Genomic DNA, 18,655 nt, shown 5'->3' on the forward strand with positions numbered 1-18,655 from the left:
GGCCTCGGGGGTCGGGTGAGCGGGATCAGCGGGGGGTGGCCTCACGGGCCGCGTTCTCCTCCGTCATGTCGTCCGGGTGCCTGACGAAGTGCCCGATGCTCAGGGCCATGCCGCCCCAGATCACGAGCAGGAACAGCACCATCATGATGATCGCCGGAGCGTCCATGCGTCAGCCCTCCTTCTCTGGGTCGGTGGTGGTGGAGGTGGCGCGCGGCGCGTCCGTGTCGCCCGCGCGGGTCAGCGCGTCCTCGTAGTAGAGGTCACTCGGGTCGTCGTCGGCCCGGGGCGGACCGTCGAGGTGTGTGGCGCCCCGCCACGGGAGCAGGGACAGGATCACCGAGAGCACCAGGATGGCGGCGATCATGCCCCAGCCCCACACTCCCAGCACCGCGGCGTCGTAGCCCTCGTACGGCTCGGAGATGAGGCTGCGGATCTCACCGAACAGCGCGTAGGCCAGCACGAGCGGCGTGACGACGGCCATGCAGACGATCCAGATGGGACCGACCCGGAACGACGAGATCGAGTTGAGGTGGTCGCGCAGGGTCGGCCCCAGGCGCAGGGCGAACATCACGACGATGAGAGAGACCAGCGCGATACCGACGATGCCGATGCTGTTGGCGAACTTGTCGAGGATGTCGAGGTTCTGCAGGCCCGTCTCCGTGGGCATGAGCAGCACCGAGATGACCGCCATCGGTCCGCCGACCGCCAGGGTCGCGGTGAGGCGGGAGACCCCCACCTTGTCCTGGAAGGACGAGATGACCACCTCGACGATGGAGATCATGGAGGTCAGGCCGGCCAGGATGAGGCAGACGAAGAAGACGACACCCCAGATGGGCCCGCCGGGCATCTGCGAGATGAGCGCCGGGAAGGCGATGAAGGCCAGACCGGGCCCGCCGCTCACGTCGTCCCACCCGGCGCCCGCGGCCGAGGAGACCAGGAATCCGAGGGTGGCGAAGACGCCGATACCGGCCAGGACCTCGAAGGCCGAGTTCGAGAAACCCACCACGAGACCGGAGCTGGTGAGGTTGGACCGACGCTTGAGGTAGGAGGCGTAGGTGAGCATGATGCCGAAGCCCACCGAGAGGGAGAAGAAGATCTGGCCGTACGCGGCGATCCACACACCCGGGTCGGTCAGGACACCCCAGTCGGGCGTGAAGAAGTTGTTGAGACCGTCCATCGCCCCTTCGAGGAACAGCGAGCGGATGACGAGTGCGATGAACAGGATCACCAGGAGCGGGATGAAGATCTGGGCGGTGCGGCCGATGCCCTTCTGGACACCCGCGATCAGCACGCCGAGGGTGATCAGCCACACCGCCACGAGGACAGCGGTGATGAGGGGGACGAACTCGACTCCGAACCCGGAACCCGCGCGGAGGAAGTCCTCCGCGAAGAACGTGGCGGTCTCCTCGTAGGTCTCACCCCAGCGGCCGTCGAGAGAGAACCAGGCGTAGCAGGCGGCCCACGCGAGGATGACGGCGTAGTACACGGCGATCACGAACGACACGAGGACCTGAATCCAACCGATCGGCTCGGCGAAGCGGTTCATACGGCGGAAGCTCAGAGGAGCGGACCCGCGGAAGCGGTGCCCGATCGCGTAGTCGAAGAACAGCAGCGGGATGCCGGCGGACAGCAGCGCCACCAGATAGGGGATGAGGAACGCGCCGCCGCCGTTGTCGTAGGCGACGAAGGGGAAGCGCCAGATGTTGCCCAGGCCTACGGCCGAGCCGATGGCGGCGAACACGAAGACCGATCGTCCCGAGAACGACTCGCGTCTCCGGGTTCGGCCCGTGGCGGCGGGTGCGGACATGAATTCCTCCTCAGCGGGGGAGCCGGCGAGATGCTCGGGTGTGAGCCGCGCTCCGGGTCCCCTACTTCTAGTCGGACGGTTGCCATTTGGTGATCGAAACGACGCAAGTCGGGTACTCGAACACGTGGCTGGTGTGATTAGGGTAATCCCATGAGGCACGGTTTAGGAGCACAGACCGCGAATCGGCTGCTCGTCGCCGCGGCGCTCGTGACGATCACGGCCGGTGGGGCGTCGGTGGCGGCCGCGCCGCCCGGGGCCGGGCCGCTCGGGCCGGCCGCTCCCGTCGTGGTGGAGCGGGTGGGCCTCACCGCCGGCGGCGACGTGGCCCCCGTCATCGCGCCGGCGGTCCTCTCGCCGTCCGACGTCGTGCGCGAGACCGGGTCGTGGTTCGCCCACGGTTACACACTCGACCTGCGGACGGACGGCACCGGCACCTTCGCCGCCTGGGTCGGGGCGTTCGACGGGCACCGGATCCAGCTGCGCCTCATCCCCGCGCCCGGGGCCGCCTCCGTGGCCGAGGTCGTCGCCGTGGAGACGGTGGGCGCGGGTGCGCTGGGCGCGGAGGAGCTACCCGGGCTTGGCGGCCTGGTCACGGTGGCGGTCGGCCAGCCGGTTCGCACAGCCCACGTCGAGTGGTCCTCGGGCCCGCGCCGGCTGGCCGCGGAACTGTGTCCGGTCGCGGGCCTGGGCGCGCGGCAGATGGAAGCACTGCGCTGCGGCGCGTGAGCCCGGCAGCGACACGCCGGGACCGCGCCCAGACCCGCTGAGAACAAGATAACGATTGGGTAACGCCGCGATCTGAAAACCTGAGGCTGGCCTCACCTGAGGATATGAGGGCCGCGTCAGGTATTTCTGTGGTGGGGATCACCCGGCGGCCGGGGGCCGGACCCCCCGAATCGGTCGGTCGTACCCCCTCAATCTGAGGCCCGCCTCAACTTCGTGTGGCAATCTGTGCGCTGCGCCGAAACCGCACACCGATTTCGGCGATGACCCTGACGCAGTGCCAAGGAGTTCCACACGTGACGATCGACGACCGCGACCTCACCCCCCGCCCGCTCGAGACCGGGTTCGCGGCGCGTGCCGCCGCGCGTGCCCTGGCGGACGAGCTCCGCGAGGGTACGGCCTACGCGCTCGCCTTCGGAGGACAGGGCATCGCCTGGCGCGACGCGCTCAGCGACCTCATCGACGGCACCGGGATCGGGCCGGAGCTCCAGGACCTCGTCGACGCCTCCGTCGCGCTGACCGAGCCGGTCCACGACGAGATCGCGGTCGTGCGTACGCACGGTTTCCGGCCGATCGAGTGGGCCAACACCACCACGGGTGAGGACGAGGACGGCGCGGATCTGCCCGACGACGCCTCGCTCTCCGCCGCGGCCGTGTCGCTGCCTGCGGTGCTGCTCACCCAGATCGGTGCGCTGCGCGCTCTCGCCGCCGAGGGCTTCGACGTGAACGACACCACGCCGGCGGCCGTCGTCGGCCACTCGCAGGGCATCCTGGCCGTCGAGTCGGTGGAGACCTTCGGTTCGATCGACGACCGGCTGCTCGCCGTCGCCGAGCTGATCGGTGCCGCCGCCACCCTCGTCGGGCGGCGTGTGGGCCTGTTCCGTCGCGGCGAGGCCAGCCCCATGGTCGGAGTCTCCGGGATCGACGGCGAGACCCTCCGCTCGCTCGTCGACGAGCTGTTCTCCGGGCTCGACGCCTCAATCCGTCCCTCGGTCTCGATCCGCAACGCGCAGCGCCGCCACGTCGTCGTGGGCCGTCCGGACGACCTCGAGGAACTGCGCCGTCACTGCGCCGACCTCGAGGCCGAGTCCCGTCGCCGCCGCGAGGCCAAGCTCACCGGCGGCGAGGTCTTCGCCCCCGTCTTCGACCCGCTCGACGTGGAGGTCGGCTTCCACCACCCGGCCATGGCGCCGGCGGTCGACATCGTGGCCCGCTGGGCCCGCGCCTGTGACCTCGACACCGAGCGCGCCGTGCACCTGGCTCGCCAGGTCTTCATCGAATCGGTCGACTGGGTCGAGGAGATGGCCGAGGCCCTGCACTCCGGTGCCCAGTGGATCCTCGACATGGGCCCCGGCGAGGCGCTGACCCGCCTCAACCGCTCGGTGGTCCGCGGCCAGGGCGTGGGCGTCGTCCCCGCCGCCACCCGCGGCGGCCTGCGCAACCTCTTCACCCCGGGCGCCACCCCGCCCATCGAGCGGCCGTGGACCGCGTTCCAGCCGCAGCTCATCACCCTGCCCGACGGCAGCGTCCACGTGGAGACCTCCTTCACCCGCCTCACCGGGCGTTCGCCGATCCTGCTGGCCGGCATGACGCCCACCACCGTGGACCCCGAGATCGTCGCCGCCGCGGCCAACGCCGGTCACTGGGCCGAGCTCGCCGGTGGTGGTCAGGTCTCCGAGGCGATCTTCGCCGAGAACACCCGCCGCCTGGCCGAGCTGCTCGAGCCCGGCCGTAGCGCCCAGTTCAACTCGCTGTTCCTCGACCCGTACCTGTGGAAGATGCAGGTCGGCGGCAAGCGCCTCGTCCAGCGCGCCCGCGCCGCGGGCATCCCCTTCGACGGCGTGATCGTCACCGCCGGTATCCCCGAGCTCGACGAATCGGTCGCCCTCATCGAGGAGCTCACCGAGGCCGGGCTGCGCCACGTCAGCTTCAAGCCGGGCACCGTCGCGCAGATCCGCCAGGTCGTGCGGATCGCCGCGGAGGTCCCGCACATGCCCGTCATCGTCCAGGTCGAGGGCGGCCGCGCCGGCGGCCACCACTCGTGGGAGGACCTCGACGCGCTCCTGCTGTCGACCTACGGTGAGCTGCGCGAGCGCCCGAACGTCGTCCTGTGCGTCGGTGGCGGCATCGGCACCCCCGAGCGGGCCGCCGACTACCTCACCGGTTCGTGGGCCAACGACCACGGCTACCCGGCCATGCCGGTCGACGGCATCCTCGTCGGCACCGCCGCCATGGCGACCCTCGAGGCCACCACCAGCCCCCAGGTCAAGCAGCTGCTCGTCGACACCGTCGGCGTCGACGCCTGGGTGGGCGCCGGCCAGGCCGACGGGGGCATGGCCTCCGGCCGCAGCCAGCTGGGTGCGGACATCCACGAGATCGACAACACCGCCGCACGGACCGGCCGTCTCCTCGACGAGGTCGCCGGCGACGCCGAGGCCGTGGCCGCCCGCCGCTCCGAGATCATCGAGGCCATCAACGGCACCGCCAAGCCGTACTTCGGCGACCTCGACACGATGACCTACGAGCAGTGGCTGCGCCGCTTCGTCGAGCTCTCCCTCGCCGCCGGCGCCGACGCCGACGGCACCGTCGCCCGCGAGGGGGACGGTTTCGACCTCGGCGCGGACTTCGGTGGCGACGTCGCCGCCGGTACCCGCTCGGTGTGGCTCGACCCCACCATCCGCGATCGCTTCCACCGCATGGTCCAGCGGACCGAGGCCCGCCTCGACGCCGCCGACACCGGCCGCATCCGCTCCGCCTTCCCCCGCGTGGAGTCGATGGAGCGCCCCGCCGAGGTGATCGAGACCCTCGCCGCGCGCTACCCGGAGCTCGGCACCGCCGTCCTCCACCCCGCCGACGCCGCCGAGTTCCTCGACATCTGCCGCATGCCCGGCAAGCCCGTCCCGTTCGTCCCCGTCGTCGACGGCGACGTGCGCCGCTGGTGGCGTTCCGACTCCCTGTGGCAGGCGCACGACCCGCGCTACGACGCCGACGCCGTGTGCGTCATCCCCGGCACCACCGCCGTGGCCGGCATCACCCGCGTCGACGAGCCGGTCGGCGAACTGCTCGACCGCTTCGAGGCCGCCACCGCGGACCGCGTCCGCGGCTACCTGCCCGGCACCGAGGCGGTGTCGAGCCGTCGCCGCGGCGTCGTCACCACCGCCACCGGGCCCGTCGCCGACGTGCTCAACAGCCCCGACGTCACCTGGGCCGGCCGCCTCGTCGTGAACCCGGTCCACCGCTTGGGCGTGCTCCACGCCTGGGAGATCGACGCCGACGGCGTCGGTCGCCACCCCGTCTCGGGTGCCGTGCTCACCCCGGATGCCGACGGCCGGACCGTCGACCTCACGCTGCCCATCGGGCCCGCCGAGATGACCATCTCGATCACCGTGGGCGAGTCCGTCGCCACCGGCGCCGCCCCCGTCGTCAGCGACGAGGCCGCCGAGTCCGCCATGCGGACCCTGCTGTCCACCGCCGCCGGCGTCGGCCGCGGGGGAGCGGGTGGCACCGTGATCGAGGCGCTGCCCGAGGTCACCGACGGTGCCGCCACGGCCCGCTTCACCTTCGAGCCGACCCTGGCCACGGACCACACCGGCGTCACCGCCGGCAGCCTGCCCACCTCGCTCGCGCCCTCCGCCGGCGTCCCGGACGCCCTCGTGGGCGCCGCGTGGCCCGCCGTCTTCGCCGTGCTCGGCGCGACACGTCGCCCGCGCGGCACCGGCACCGTCGTCGAGGGACTGCTCGACCTCGTGCACCTGGACCACGGCATCCGCATGCACGCGGCGCTGCCCCGGACCACGACCGACCTCGTCGTCGTCGCCCGGTCCGGCGGCGTCCGCGACACCGATCTGGGTCGCGTCGTGGAGGTCTCCGTGGAGGTCGCCACGGTCGGCCCCGATGGCACCCGCACCCCGCTGTGCACCCTGTCCGAGCGGTTCGCCATCCGCGGCCGCACGGGCGGCGCCGAGGTCGGCGACCCCCGCCCGGCCGGTGGCGCGCTGGTCACCGCGGCCGGCGGCACCGCCACGCCCGCGGAGACCACCCGCCAGCAGCGCGTGGCCACCACCCTCACCGCGCCGCACGACATGACCGCGTTCGCGCTGGTCTCCGGTGACCACAACCCGATCCACGTCTCCGACACCGCGGCCGAGCTGGCCGGGCTGGGTGGCGTGATCGTGCACGGCATGTGGCTGTCGGCCGCCGCCCAGCACGCGGTCCAGGCCTCCGACGGCCGGACCCCCGCGCTGCGCATCGCCGGCTGGACCGCCCGCATGCTCGCCCCGGTCCGCCCGGGCGACCACATCTCGGTCCGCGCCGTCCAGACCGGTCGCCACGCCGGCGGTCAGGTCCTCGAGGTCACCTGCACGGTCGACGGCGCCACCGTCCTGGCCGCCACCGCGCTGACCGAGGCCCCGCGCACCGTCTACGCCTTCCCCGGCCAGGGCATCCAGGCCAAGGGGATGGGCATGGAGGGTCGGAACCGGTGCCCCGCCGCCCGCGCGATCTGGGACCGTGCCGACAAGCACACCCGCGAGGCCCTGGGCTTCTCGATCCTCGCGATCGCCCGCGACAACCCCACCGAGGTGACCGTCCGCGGCACCGTCCACAAGCACCCCGACGGCGTGCTCTACCTGACGCAGTTCACCCAGGTCGCCATGGCGTGCCTCGCGGTGGCGCAGCGGGCCGAGCTCGAGGCCGACGGCCTGCTCATCGACGACGCCTACTTCGCCGGCCACTCGATCGGTGAGTACGACGCCCTGGCCGCCATCTCCGGCGTGCTGGAGCTCGAGCCGCTGCTGGAGATCGTCTTCCAGCGCGGATCGACCATGCACCAGCTGGTCCCGCGTGACGAGGAGGGCCGCTCGGACTACCGGATGGCCGCGATCCGCCCGTCGCAGATGGGGATCTCGGACGACGAGATCGGGGCGTGGGTCGCCGACGTGGCCCGCGAGTCCGGCGAGTTCATCGAGATCGTGAACTACAACCTCGCCGGCTCGCAGTACGCCCTGGCCGGCACCGTCGCCGGCTGCGCCGCACTGGAGAAGGCCGTGAACCGCGAGCTCGAGCGCTCGGGCGGCAAGAACGCCTTCATCCTGGTGCCGGGCATCGACGTGCCGTTCCACTCCACGGTCCTGCGCGGGGGAGTGCCCGACTTCCGGGCCACCCTCGACGCGCTGATCCCGCACGACATCGACATCGACGTGCTGGTCGGCCGCTACATCCCGAACCTCGTGCCGCGCCTGTTCAGCCTCGAGCGGGACTTCGTGCAGGAGATCGCCGACCTCGTGCCCGCCGAGTCCCTCGCCGAGGTGCTCGCGAACTGGGACGCGTGGGCCGCCACGCCCACCCGCCTGGGTCGTCTGCTCCTGGTGGAGCTGCTGGCCTGGCAGTTCGCGAGCCCGGTCCGCTGGATCGAGACCCAGGAGCTGCTGTTCACGCCGATCGAGCGCGGCGGGCTCGGCGTCGAGCAGTTCATCGAGGTCGGCGTGGCCAACGCCCCGACCGTGGCGAACCTCGCCTCCAAGACCCTCGACCTGCTCACCCACCGCGGGCCGCGCGCCCAGGTGATCAACGTCGAGCGCGACTCGGCGACGCTGTACGGCACCCTGCCGCCCAGCGTGGAGGTCGACGACGACCCGGTGGACGCCACCGGGACCACTCCGGCCGCCGACCAGGCGGCCCCCACAGACCCCGCACCGGCCGTCAACACCCCCGGCACGGCCGGTGCGGACCGATCCTCGACCGCGGTCGAGACCACCGCGGCCCCGGCCGCCGCCCCCGGCGCGCCCCGCCCGGACGACCTGGACTTCGGCGCGCCCGCCGCCACCCGCATGCTGGTGGCGCTGCGCACCAAGGTCCGTCCCGAGCAGATCGCCGCGGGCGACTCCATCGAGACGCTGTGCGACGGCGTGTCGTCGCGCCGCAACCAGCTGCTGCTGGACCTGGGCACCGAGCTGAGCCTGGGCGCCATCGACGGCGCGGCCGAGGCGGACTTCCCGACCCTGGCCGACCAGGTCTCGCGCCTGGCCCGCGGCTACGCCCCGTTCGGCCCCGTCCTGTCGGACGCGGTCGGCGAGGCCCTCCGTGCCGTCCTGGGCCGCACCGGCAAGCGCGCGGCCTACATCACCGAGCGCGTGACCGGCGCGTGGGAGCTCGGCACCGGCTGGGCCCACCACGTGACCGCCGAGATCGCGCTGGGCACCCGTGAGGGCGCCTCGATCCGCGGGGGCGACCTCGCGACCCTCGACGCCTCGGGCGTCAAGGACGTCGCCGGACTCGACGCCCTCATCGACGCGGCCGTCCAGGCGGTCGGCGCCGCCCACGGCGTGTCCGTGGCCATGCCCTCCTCGGGCGCCGGTGGTGGCGGGGTCGTCGACTCCGCCGCACTGACCGAGTTCGCCGACGAGCTCACCGGTCGCGACGGTGTCCTGGCGGAGGCGGCCCGTGGCCTGCTCACCCGCCTCGGACATCTCGAGCCGGAAGCCGTGGACCTGCTGGCCGACGCCGACCCGGACTCCGAGCTCGCCGACCTCGTCGCCGCCGAGCTGGGCACCGACTGGCGACGCGTCGTGGCCCCGGCCTTCGACGCCGGCCGCGCCGTCCTGCTGGACGACCGCTGGGCCTCGGCCCGCGAGGACCTGGCCCGCCTCTGGACCGCCTCGGACGTGCCCGCCGACACCGCGGAGGCCTTCCGCGGCGCCGGTGAGATCGTCGCCGAGCAGGCCCGCTGGTGGGCGGCCCGGGCGACCGACGCCCGGCGCGACGCCCTCGCCGCGACCTACCTGGAGATCTCCGAGCGCGCGGCCGAGGAGTTCGTCGGCGAGTACGCGGGCGACGTCGCCGTCGTCACCGGCGCCGGCAAGGGTTCCATCGCCGCCGCGGTCACCGGTCGCCTCCTGGCGGGTGGCGCCACGGTCGTGGCCACCACGTCGAGCCTCGACCAGGCCAAACTGGCGTTCTTCAAGGACCTCTACCGCTCCCACGCCCGTGGCGGCGCGGCGCTGTGGGTCCTGCCCGCCAACATGACCTCCTACTCGGACGTCGACGCGCTCGTGGAGTGGGTCGGCTCGGAGCACTCGGAGTCGGCCGGTGGCCAGACCACCGTGCTCAAGCCGGCGCTCACGCCGACGCTGCTGTTCCCGTTCGCCGCGCCGCGCGTCCAGGGCTCGATGGCCGACGCCGGCCCCCGGGCCGAGACCGAGATGCGCGTCCTGCTGTGGAGCGTGGAGAAGCTCGTCGCCGGGCTGGGCGCGATCGGCGCCGACACCGACGTCGACTCCCGCCTGCACGTGGTCCTGCCGGGCTCGCCCAACCGCGGCATCTTCGGCGGTGACGGCGCCTACGGCGAGTCCAAGGCCGCCCTCGACGCCATGATCGCCAAGTGGGGCTCGGAGAAGGCCTGGTCGCAGCGGGTGACGTTCATCCACGCGATCATCGGCTGGGTCCGCGGCACCGGGCTCATGGGCCACAACGACCCGCTCGTCGAGGCCGTCGAGGCCGCGGGCGTGTCCACGTGGTCGACCGACGGGATCGCCGGCGAACTGCTGCGCTGGTGCACGCCCGAGTTCCGCGAGGCGGCCGACTCCGAGCCGGTCACCGTGGACCTCACCGGAGGCCTCGGCACCGCGGACCTGGACATGGCCGCGCTCGCCGCGGACCGCCCCGCCGCCGCGTCGTCCGGCTCGGACGAGGACACCACCGGCACCATCGCCGCGCTGCCCTCGCTGCCGACCGTCGCGACCGACGAGCGCCCCGAGTGGGGCGAGGTCACGCAGTCGCTCGAGGACATGGTCGTGATCGTGGGCGCCGGCGAGGTCGGCCCCTACGGCAGCGCCCGTACCCGCTTCGAGGTGGAGACCACCGGCGACCTCACCGCCGCCGGCGTGGTCGAACTGGCCTGGTCGACCGGGCTCATCACGTGGGAGGACTCGCCGCGCGCCGGCTGGACCGTCACGGCCACCGGCGAGGCGATCGACGAGGCGGACATCGCCGAGCGGTTCCGCGACGAGGTCCTGGCCCGGGTCGGCGTGCGTACGTACGCCGACGACACCCGCGCCGAGATGTTCTCCAACACCGCGCCGCAGCTGACCTCGGTGTTCCTGCCGGAGGACCTGTCCTTCGTCGTGGACGACGAGGCCCAGGCCCGCGCCTACCTCGCCGACGACCCCGAGAACACGGTGGTCACGCAGAGCGAGGACGGCGAGTGGACCGTCACCCGCAAGGCCGGTACCGAGATCCGCGTCCCGCGTCGCACCACGCTCACCCGCGTGGTCGGCGGGCAGATCCCGACCGGGTTCGACCCCACCGCGTGGGGCATCCCGGCGGACATGGTCTCGGGCATCGACCGGGTCGCCGCCTGGAACCTCGTCGCCACGGTGGACGCCTTCATCTCCTCGGGCTTCACCCCGGCGGAGCTGCTGGCCCACGTCCACCCGGCCGACGTCGCCAACACCCAGGGCACCGGCATGGGCGGCATGACGAGCATGCGGTCGCTCTACGTCGACGGCCTGCTGGGCCGCAGTCGCGCGAACGACACGCTGCAGGAGGCGCTGCCCAACGTGGTGGCCGCGCACGTCATGCAGTCCTACGTCGGCGGCTACGGCTCGATGGTCCACCCGGTGGCGGCCTGCGCCACCACCGCGGTGAGCGTCGAGGAGGGCTTCGACAAGATCCGCGCCGGCAAGGCCGAGTTCGTCGTGGCGGGCGGGTTCGACGACCTGTCCATCGAGGGCATCCAGGGCTTCGCCGACATGTCCGCCACCGCCGACTCCGCGGCCATGGCGGCCAAGGGGATCGACGAGCGTCACTACAGCCGGGCCAACGACCGGCGACGTGGCGGGTTCGTCGAGTCGCAGGGCGGCGGCACCATCCTGCTGGCGCGCGGTGACGTCGCCGCACGCATGGGCCTGCCCGTCCAGGGCGTGGTCGCGTGGGCCGGTTCCTACGCCGACGGTGCGCACACCTCCATCCCGGCCCCCGGGCTGGGTGCCCTCGGTGCCGGTCGTGGCGGTTCGCGCTCGCCGCTGGCCCGCGGGCTCGCGGCGCTCGGCCTCACCGCCGACGACGTGGCGGTGGTGAGCAAGCACGACACCTCGACCAAGGCCAACGACCCCAACGAGTCGGACCTGCACGAGCGGCTCGCCGCGTCGATCGGGCGGTCCCAGGGCAACCCGCTGTTCGTGGTGTCGCAGAAGACGCTCACCGGCCACGCCAAGGGCGGCGCCGCGGCGTTCCAGCTCATCGGGCTCACCCAGATGCTGCGGTCGGGCACCCTGCCGCCCAACCGGGCGCTCGACTGCGTGGACGACGTCCTGGACCGGCACCGGCACCTGGTGTGGCTGCGCGAGACCCTGCAGCTGGGCGGTGACCTGCCGCTCAAGGCCGGACTGCTCACCTCGCTGGGCTTCGGGCACGTGTCCGGGCTCATCGCCGTGACGCACCCGGAGGCCTTCCACCGGGCCGTCGCCGCCGAGTTCGGCGCCGACGAGGCCGAGCGCATCCGCGAGGCCGGTCAGCGCCGCGAGCGCGAGGGCGCCCGTCGCCTCACCGACGCCATCTACGGTGGCGAGGCGCTCTACACCCGGCCCGAGGCCCGCCGCCTCGGCGAGGGCACGGCCGACGAGGTCAAGGAGCGCGAGGCCGCGGTCCTGCTCGATCCGGCCGCGCGCGTGGACGCCGACGGCGTCCTCTCCGCCGGGGTGGCCCCCGCGGAGGCCACCGGACGGTGACGCACGGGGTGAGAGGCGTCGGGGTCGACATCGTCGACCTCGGCGCCTTCGCCGCGTCTCTGGCCGAACCGGGGACCCGGCTCACGCGGGCGTTCTCGGCCGCCGAGCGGAGGCAGTGTCGTGAACGCGCCGAGGCGCGCGGGGCCGCCCCGGTGGGCGGGTTCTCGTCGTCGTCATCGTCATCGCCCGCGTTGTCGCCGCGCCCGACGGCGTCGTCGACACCGCCCGGAGCGGTGACACCCCGCCGCGACGAGGACCCGCTCGCCCGCCACCTCGCCGCCCGCTGGGCCGCGAAGGAGGCGGTCATCAAGGCGTGGTCCGCCGCGCTGTACGGCGCGCCCCCGCCCATCTCGCCCGACCTGCTGCGCTGGTCCGACATCGAGACACTGTGCGACGCCTGGGGCCGGCCGACGGTGCGGTTCGGCGGGGAGGTGGCCCGACAGATCGCCGCGACCCTCGGCGACGACGCGCGCTGGAACGTCTCCCTCAGCCACGACGGCGGATCCGCGATCGCGTTCGTCGTGCTCGAGGCCCGGCTGCCCGCGTAGACGCCCCCGCTCTCCCGCCGACGGGAGGAGGCCGCCTCAGTCGGCCTGGGCCTCCTTCTCCGCCAGCCACAGGTAGGCGGTGAGCATCCGCTTGAGTTCGGTGACGGTCGCGTCGTGCATGTCCTCGCCGCCCGCCGAGACCCCGGTCTCGCCCGTCTCGCCGCCGGGCACCGGGCCCGCGCTGACCGAGAAGTTCAGCATCGAGTACGCGACGTGGACCAGGACCTCGGCCATGAACGCGCGCCGCTCCCGCTCCGTGGCGGGCATGAGAGGTGCCAGGACGCTGGCGATCATCCGCGCGATCTCGCGCTCGTTGACCGCGGCCGTCGCGCGGGTCGCCGGAGTGGCCTGCGTGGCCAACCACACCGCGCGCCGCGACGGATCGCGTAGCCACAGATCGGCCAGGTGGTCGAGGAAGTCGTTGAGCAGCTCCGGCCAGTCCAGTGCGGGGATCTTCTGCGCGAAGCGCTCGACCTCCTCGATGACCCCGTGCGCGTCCTGTCGGTCGAGCTCGCACACCAACACGTACTTGTTGGCGAAGAACTGGTACAGCGTCCCGATGGGCACGCCCGCGCGCGACGCCACCTCCTCGCACGTGAACGAGTCGAAGCCCACCTCGACCAGGACCTCCCGGGCCGACGAGAGCAGGGCCTGGAACTTGCGGCGGCTGCGTTCCTGGATCGGCCGGCGACGGGGGACGAGGATGTTCGGTTCGTCCTGGACGGCCTCGTCGGAGGTGTCCCGTGACGGCCCCTGGGCGCGCTCGGACGAGTCGGTTGTCATGGGTGGGTCAGCCCTCCGCCGATTGCGGCTCGGGGAGCTCCACGCCGAGCAGCTTGGCGATCATCGCCACGTGCCCCTTGGCGCGGACGTTGTACCGGGCCATCGAGATGGTGCCGTCGGCCTCCACGACGAAGGTCGAGCGGATCACGCCCATGACGGTCTTGCCGTAGTTCTTCTTCTCGCCGAAGGCGCCCCACTCGGTGAGCATTGTCTTGTCGGGGTCCGACAGGAGCGGGAACGTGATGTCGTGCTTGTCGCGGAACCGGGCCAGTTTCTCCGGGGCGTCGGGGGAGACGCCGACCACGCCCAGGCCCGCGTCGCGGAGCTGCTGGAGAGCGTTCTCGAAGTCCACCGTCTCGGTCGTGCACCCCGGCGTCATCGCGGCGGGGTAGACGTACACGAGCACCTTCCCGTGCTCCGCGAGGAGGTCCTGCAACGACGTGGGGTTCCCGTCGGCGTCGGGGAGGGTGAACGCGGGGGCCGGCTGGCCCACCTCGAGCCGTGGTGTGGTCACCGGTGCTCCTGGGGTCGAGTCGGGGCGTCGGACCCTCCCAACCTATCCGATGCACCGGCGGTCGGGCGCGGATCATGTCGGTGTGCAGTAGCGTGGGCGTGGTCAAGACCCGCGGGACGCCCGCGGACGAGCGATCGACGGAGGTCTCGTGTCCAGGAGTTACGACAGCATCGAGGGCGATATCGCCAAGGCACGTGACGATCTCGCGACGACCTTGGACGAGATCATCGACCGGGTCAACCCCAAGAACCTCGCGACCGAGGGCAAGGAGCGCGCGACCGCGGCCCTCAGGGATCCGCGAGTTCTGGCGGTGCTCGGCGGGATCGCCGCGCTGGTCGTCGGCGGGGTCACGGTGTCCATGGTGAACAAGCGCAAGGAGCGGCAGCGCATCGAGGCCTACCTGGCGGCGCGTCGGGCCCTCTGAGTCCGCCGCGGCCCGCCGCGGCCCGCCGCGGCCCGCCGCGGCCCCGTCGAGAAGAGCGTTCCGCACCTCCCCACCGGGGACAGGTGCGGAACGCTCTTCTCGTCTGCGCGCAGGGTCTCTCGTGGCGTGCAGGGCCTTTCGTGGCGTGCAACGTCTCTCGTCGCGTGCAGGGTCTCTCGTGGCGTTGGGGCCGCGATCCCGGGGACCCGGCATCCCTGCGGACACGAAAAAGCCCCGGGTCGTGAGACCCGGGGCTTACCCGTTCTGTGCGCCATCAGGGACTCGAACCCCGAACCCGCTGATTAAGAGTCAGCTGCTCTGCCAATTGAGCTAATGGCGCTCGCCTCGCCGGCCTGGCGGCCTTGCTTGGTGCGAGAAGAACAGTAACAGCCGCCGGGCCGGATCACGAAATCGCCAGGTCACGCGGGGTGTTCGCGGTGACACGGCAATGCCGGCGACCCGGCGGCGCGGGGGGTTTCGATATGGAGCACGGGCATCTCTGCAGGCATACTGGTGTAGACATCCCCCGGTCGTGGCCACGCCCGGTGGAAGAGTGAGTTCGGAAGGGGCCAATCAGTGAAGCTGCGCACAACGGATCGGACGGGGCGGCGAGCGACCGGGGTCCGGTCCAAGGCCCGTCTCGGTCTGACCGTCGTGTTCACCGGCGCGCTGGTCCTCACCGGCTGCACCATCGGTGACACCGCGGGGGAGGAGCCGGCGGCCGCCGAGGCGCCCGCCGCTCCCGCCGCGGTGATCGACCTGTCGGTGACTGACGGCGCCACCGACGCGAACCCGGCCGAGCCGATCGTCCTCACGGCGGAGAATGGCAGACTGGACTCCGTGGTGGTCCGCAACCCCGAGGGTGTGCAGGTCCGCGGCGAGTTCAACCCGGAGTTCACCGAGTGGCGCACCACCGAGGACCTGGGATACGGCAGGCAGTACACCGTCGAGTCCTCCGCCACCGACGAGGCCGGCCTGGTCACCCGCAAGAACTCCACGTTCACCACCCTGACCCCCTCGATCATGACCGCGGCGTACCTCACCACGGGCGAGGGTTCGGTCGTGGGCATCGGGCAGCCGGTCGCCGTGATGTTCGACGAGCCGATCGCGGATCGTCGCGCGGCCCAGGAGAACATCCACATCACGACCGAGCCGGCGGTCGAGGGCGCATTCTACTGGGTCTCAAATCAGGAGGTGCGGTGGCGGCCGGCCGAGTACTGGACGCCGGGCACCACGATCGACGTGCACGTGGACATCTACGGCGAGGACCTGGGCGGCGGCATGTACGGCCAGCAGGACGCCCGCAGCAACTTCCAGATCGGTGACGCGGTGATCTCGCGGGTCGACGACTCCACCAAGATGATCACGGTCGAGCGCAACGGTGAGGTCATCAAGACGATGCCCACCTCGATGGGCAAGGACGCCACCCCGACCCCCAACGGCACGTACGTGATCGGTGAGAAGCACGCGTCGATGATCATGGACTCGTCGACGTACGGTGTGGCGGTCGACTCGGCGGAGGGCTACCGCACCCCGGTGCAGTACGCGACGCGCATGTCCTACAGCGGCATCTTCCTGCACGCGGCGCCGTGGTCGGTGTGGGCGCAGGGAAGCCAGAACACCAGCCACGGGTGCCTCAACGTCACCACGGCGGACGCCAAGTGGTTCTACGACAACGCCAAGCGCGGCGACATCTTCGAGGTCACCGGCACCGTGGGGGACACGCTGCCGGGTTGGGACGGCCTGGGCGACTGGAACGTGCCGTGGGAGACGTGGAAGGCCGGTAACGCCGACCGCGGCGCGGCCTAGGACGACGACGGCGACGACGACGAGGTCGTCGCCCGCCCGCGCTCGGCTGCGGCACGGAAGAGGGCGCGGCCGGGGGCGGCGGAGACGCCGTGCGCAACGGTGCTCGCCACCACGACGAGCGTTCCCGCGCCGAGCAGCACGGGGTCCGCTCCCGCTCGGCTGGCCTCTTCGGTCAGGTAGAACACTGCGGCCACTCCCACGGGGCCGAACCAGCCGTGGTAGGCGGCGTCGCGCACGCCCAGGCCGAGGGGCTTCATCACGGCGAACACCAGCGGCGGTCGACGCAGGACCAGGACGCCGACCGTGAGCCACACGGCGCCCCAGCCGAGCTCTGCCCAGGTGCCCCACGGGATCATCGCCCCCAGGGCGAGGAAGAACGGCAGAACCGCGAACTGGTTGACGGCCTCGTCGATCTCCACCTCCGTCTTGCGTTCGGAGCCGGAGCTGGCAAGGTTGAACGCGAGTCCGGCGACGAAGGACGCGAACACCCCGTTGGCCTCGATCAGCCCGGACACGCCGAGGACGAGGATCGCCAGCAGCAGGGTGTACATGAGCATGGCCCCCTTCTCGGTGTCGTGGTGTCGCTCGGCGAGGTGCAGGGCCTTCGCGGCGGCGACACCGCCGACCACGCCCACCACCAGGGCTGCCCCGATCTGCCAGAGGGCTTCAGTGGCGACCTGTCCGGCCGTGAGCGGAGTGGCCACGGCCAGGGCGACCAGGACGAGGGGCAGCGCGAGTCCGTCGTTCGCCCCGGATTCCAACGACAGCAGCTGGCGGTCGTGTTCGGGCAGGTCCTCCTCGGCGGGGTCGCCGGTCACCGCCGCCGACGCCAGGACGGGGTCGGTGGGGCAGATGGCGGTGCCCAGCAGCAGGGCGAGGGCGAACGGGATGCCCAGGGCCCACATGGCCAGCCCGGTGGAGACCAGGGCCATCGCGGGCAGGACCACGACCAGGAGCAGCAGATCGAGTGTCGGCAACGGTCCCTCCTGGTAGGTCGGATCACCCGCACCCTAGGTCGCCCCTCTCTCGGCCCGCATCCGCATCGGCCCATCGCGGTGTGTCGCCGGGCTCGGCCCGTGCCCGCGGGGTCGCGGCGTGGCCCGGTCGTGCGACAGTGATCGCGTGACACTCGAGCGCGAGATCTCCCGACCCGTCGACCTGGCCCACGGCCGCAAGCTCGCCCCGGACGCCGTGGGCTGGTCCCGGCGCCCCCTGCACCGGACGCACATCGGCGGCTGGGGGCGCACCAAGCGGTGGGAGTACTGGGGAGTGGTCTCTGATCGCTTCGTGGTGGGCCTGACGGTCGCGGGGCTGGACTACCTGTCGAACTGTGCGGTGTACGTCCTGGACCGCGCCACGGGGCGGGAGACGGTGCGCGGGGGCGTCCGGCCGATGCACCGGCTGGGGTTCGGCGACGAGCCGGGCGACGGGTCGGTGCGCGCGTCGGCGGGCGTGGGTGGGGGCCGGGTGGCCATCGAGGTCGACGACGACGACGACGAGGACTGCACCTCCATCCGTGTGCGGGCGCGGGGTCTGCGGATCGATCTGGAGGTGGGCCGCCCGGGGCATGACTGTCTCGCGGTGGTGGTCCCGTGGAGTGCGGGCCGGTTCCAGTACACGCTCAAGGATCTGGCGAATCCCGTCACGGGGACGGTGACACTGGACGGCGCCACGCATGACCTCGGCACCGGCTGGGCGGTGCTGGACCGTGGGCGGGGGCGCTGGCGGTACGCCACGACGTGGAACTGGGGCGCCGGCAGCGGGGTCGTCGACGGCTCGACGCGGGCGCTGCAGGTCGGCGGGAAGTGGACGGACGGGACCGGGTCCACGGAGAACGGGATCCTCGTCGACGGCCGGATGCACAAGATCGGCGAGGACCTGCGCTGGAGCTACGATGTCTCCGTCCCGTCCGCGCCCTGGCGAGTGGAGGGCGAGCGGGTGGACGCCACGCTCACGCCGTTCCATCTGCGCCGCGACATCACCGAACTCGGCGTGCTGGCGGTGCGCACGCATCAGGCGTTCGGCACCTGGCACGGCAGGGGAGTGTTGGACGACGGCTCCGAGGTCTCGCTCGACGGCCTGGTGGGGTGGGCGGAGCAGTCCCGCAACCGGTGGTGACCCCCGACGCACCGCCAAATGGCGAATGGCGGGCGACCCGCACCGAAGTGCACGTCACCCGCCATCGCGGTCGGGGTGGCTGACGGGACTCGAACCCGCGACAACCAGAATCACAATCTGGTGCTCTACCAGCTGAACTACAGCCACCACCGCTGCCCTCGCGGACAGCGCTGACGACTTTACCCCCTAGGTGGCCCCACCGGG

Annotated in this window: 11 protein-coding genes and 2 tRNA genes; 6 read left to right on the top strand and 7 right to left on the bottom strand. The window is 72.2% G+C overall.

The genetic code is table 11. The features are described from left to right. Positions 1–25: 25 nt before the first annotated feature. Both RWK90_RS11865 and RWK90_RS11870 read right to left on the bottom strand, forming a co-directional pair. Positions 26–166: a methionine/alanine import family NSS transporter small subunit gene (locus tag RWK90_RS11865; protein ID WP_314037836.1), complete on the bottom strand. Its 141-nt coding sequence runs from the start codon at positions 164–166 to the stop codon at positions 26–28. Positions 167–169: 3 nt separating this feature from the next. Beyond that, positions 170–1,807: a sodium-dependent transporter gene (locus RWK90_RS11870; protein WP_314037837.1), complete on the bottom strand. Its 1,638-nt coding sequence runs from the start codon at positions 1,805–1,807 to the stop codon at positions 170–172. Positions 1,808–1,957: 150 nt separating this feature from the next. Between RWK90_RS11870 and RWK90_RS11875 the strand changes: the two genes are divergently transcribed. The 3 genes from RWK90_RS11875 to RWK90_RS11885 all read left to right on the top strand — a co-directional run bounded on the left by RWK90_RS11875 (position 1,958) and on the right by RWK90_RS11885 (position 12,803). Then, complete coding sequence (locus tag RWK90_RS11875; RefSeq protein ID WP_314037838.1) at positions 1,958–2,533, top strand: hypothetical protein; 576 nt, start codon at positions 1,958–1,960, stop codon at positions 2,531–2,533. A 293-nt stretch (positions 2,534–2,826) separates the two neighbouring features. Next, positions 2,827–12,255, top strand: coding sequence for a polyketide synthase (locus RWK90_RS11880; RefSeq protein WP_314037839.1), 9,429 nt, complete (start codon positions 2,827–2,829; stop codon positions 12,253–12,255). Continuing rightward, positions 12,252–12,803, top strand: coding sequence for a holo-ACP synthase (locus RWK90_RS11885; RefSeq protein WP_396230330.1), 552 nt, complete (start codon positions 12,252–12,254; stop codon positions 12,801–12,803). The genes RWK90_RS11880 and RWK90_RS11885 overlap by 4 nt, the downstream gene beginning before the upstream one ends. A gap of 36 nt (positions 12,804–12,839) precedes the next feature. On the opposite strand, the gene RWK90_RS11890 is transcribed toward RWK90_RS11885, so the two are convergent. Further along, the gene (locus tag RWK90_RS11890; RefSeq protein WP_314037841.1) at positions 12,840–13,586 is read right to left on the bottom strand and encodes a TetR/AcrR family transcriptional regulator; all 747 of its coding nucleotides are present in this window, start codon (positions 13,584–13,586) and stop codon (positions 12,840–12,842) included. A 7-nt stretch (positions 13,587–13,593) separates the two neighbouring features. Continuing rightward, the gene (locus RWK90_RS11895) at positions 13,594–14,100 is read right to left on the bottom strand and encodes a peroxiredoxin (RefSeq protein WP_314037842.1); all 507 of its coding nucleotides are present in this window, start codon (positions 14,098–14,100) and stop codon (positions 13,594–13,596) included. Between the two features lie 148 nt (positions 14,101–14,248). On the opposite strand from RWK90_RS11895, the gene RWK90_RS11900 reads away from it, so the two are divergent. After that, entirely contained in the window at positions 14,249–14,524 is a 276-nt protein-coding gene (locus RWK90_RS11900) for a DUF3618 domain-containing protein (RefSeq protein WP_314037843.1), read from the top strand. A gap of 267 nt (positions 14,525–14,791) precedes the next feature. Here the strand turns inward: RWK90_RS11900 and RWK90_RS11905 are convergent. Further along, positions 14,792–14,864: transfer RNA gene (locus tag RWK90_RS11905), tRNA-Lys, on the bottom strand. Between the two features lie 236 nt (positions 14,865–15,100). On the opposite strand from RWK90_RS11905, the gene RWK90_RS11910 reads away from it, so the two are divergent. Next, positions 15,101–16,333, top strand: coding sequence for an Ig-like domain-containing protein (locus tag RWK90_RS11910; protein WP_314037844.1), 1,233 nt, complete (start codon positions 15,101–15,103; stop codon positions 16,331–16,333). Here RWK90_RS11910 and RWK90_RS11915 read toward each other — a convergent pair. Then, positions 16,330–17,310, bottom strand: a complete 981-nt coding sequence (locus tag RWK90_RS11915) for a cation:proton antiporter (protein ID WP_314037845.1) — start codon at positions 17,308–17,310, stop codon at positions 16,330–16,332. The genes RWK90_RS11910 and RWK90_RS11915 overlap by 4 nt on opposite strands. A 145-nt stretch (positions 17,311–17,455) precedes the next feature. Between RWK90_RS11915 and RWK90_RS11920 the strand changes: the two genes are divergently transcribed. Continuing rightward, positions 17,456–18,451 carry a DUF2804 domain-containing protein gene (locus RWK90_RS11920; protein WP_314037846.1) on the top strand — a complete coding sequence of 332 codons (996 nt, stop codon included), beginning with the start codon at positions 17,456–17,458 and terminating at the stop codon, positions 18,449–18,451. 74 nt (positions 18,452–18,525) lie between these two features. Here the strand turns inward: RWK90_RS11920 and RWK90_RS11925 are convergent. After that, a tRNA-His gene (locus RWK90_RS11925) sits at positions 18,526–18,598 on the bottom strand. Between the last annotated feature and the right edge of the window lie 57 nt (positions 18,599–18,655).

This window comes from Dietzia sp. CH92 (genome assembly GCF_032248695.1).
Lineage (GTDB): Bacteria > Actinomycetota > Actinomycetes > Mycobacteriales > Mycobacteriaceae > Dietzia.

Excerpts from the sequence above, each read along its gene's own strand:
- RWK90_RS11865 (WP_314037836.1), bottom strand. The coding sequence starts at position 166 with ATGGACGCTCCGGCGATCATCATGATGGTGCTGTTCCTGCTCGTGATC.
- RWK90_RS11870 (WP_314037837.1), bottom strand. The coding sequence starts at position 1,807 with ATGTCCGCACCCGCCGCCACGGGCCGAACCCGGAGACGCGAGTCGTTC.
- RWK90_RS11875 (WP_314037838.1), top strand. The coding sequence starts at position 1,958 with ATGAGGCACGGTTTAGGAGCACAGACCGCGAATCGGCTGCTCGTCGCC.
- RWK90_RS11890 (WP_314037841.1), bottom strand. The coding sequence starts at position 13,586 with ATGACAACCGACTCGTCCGAGCGCGCCCAGGGGCCGTCACGGGACACC.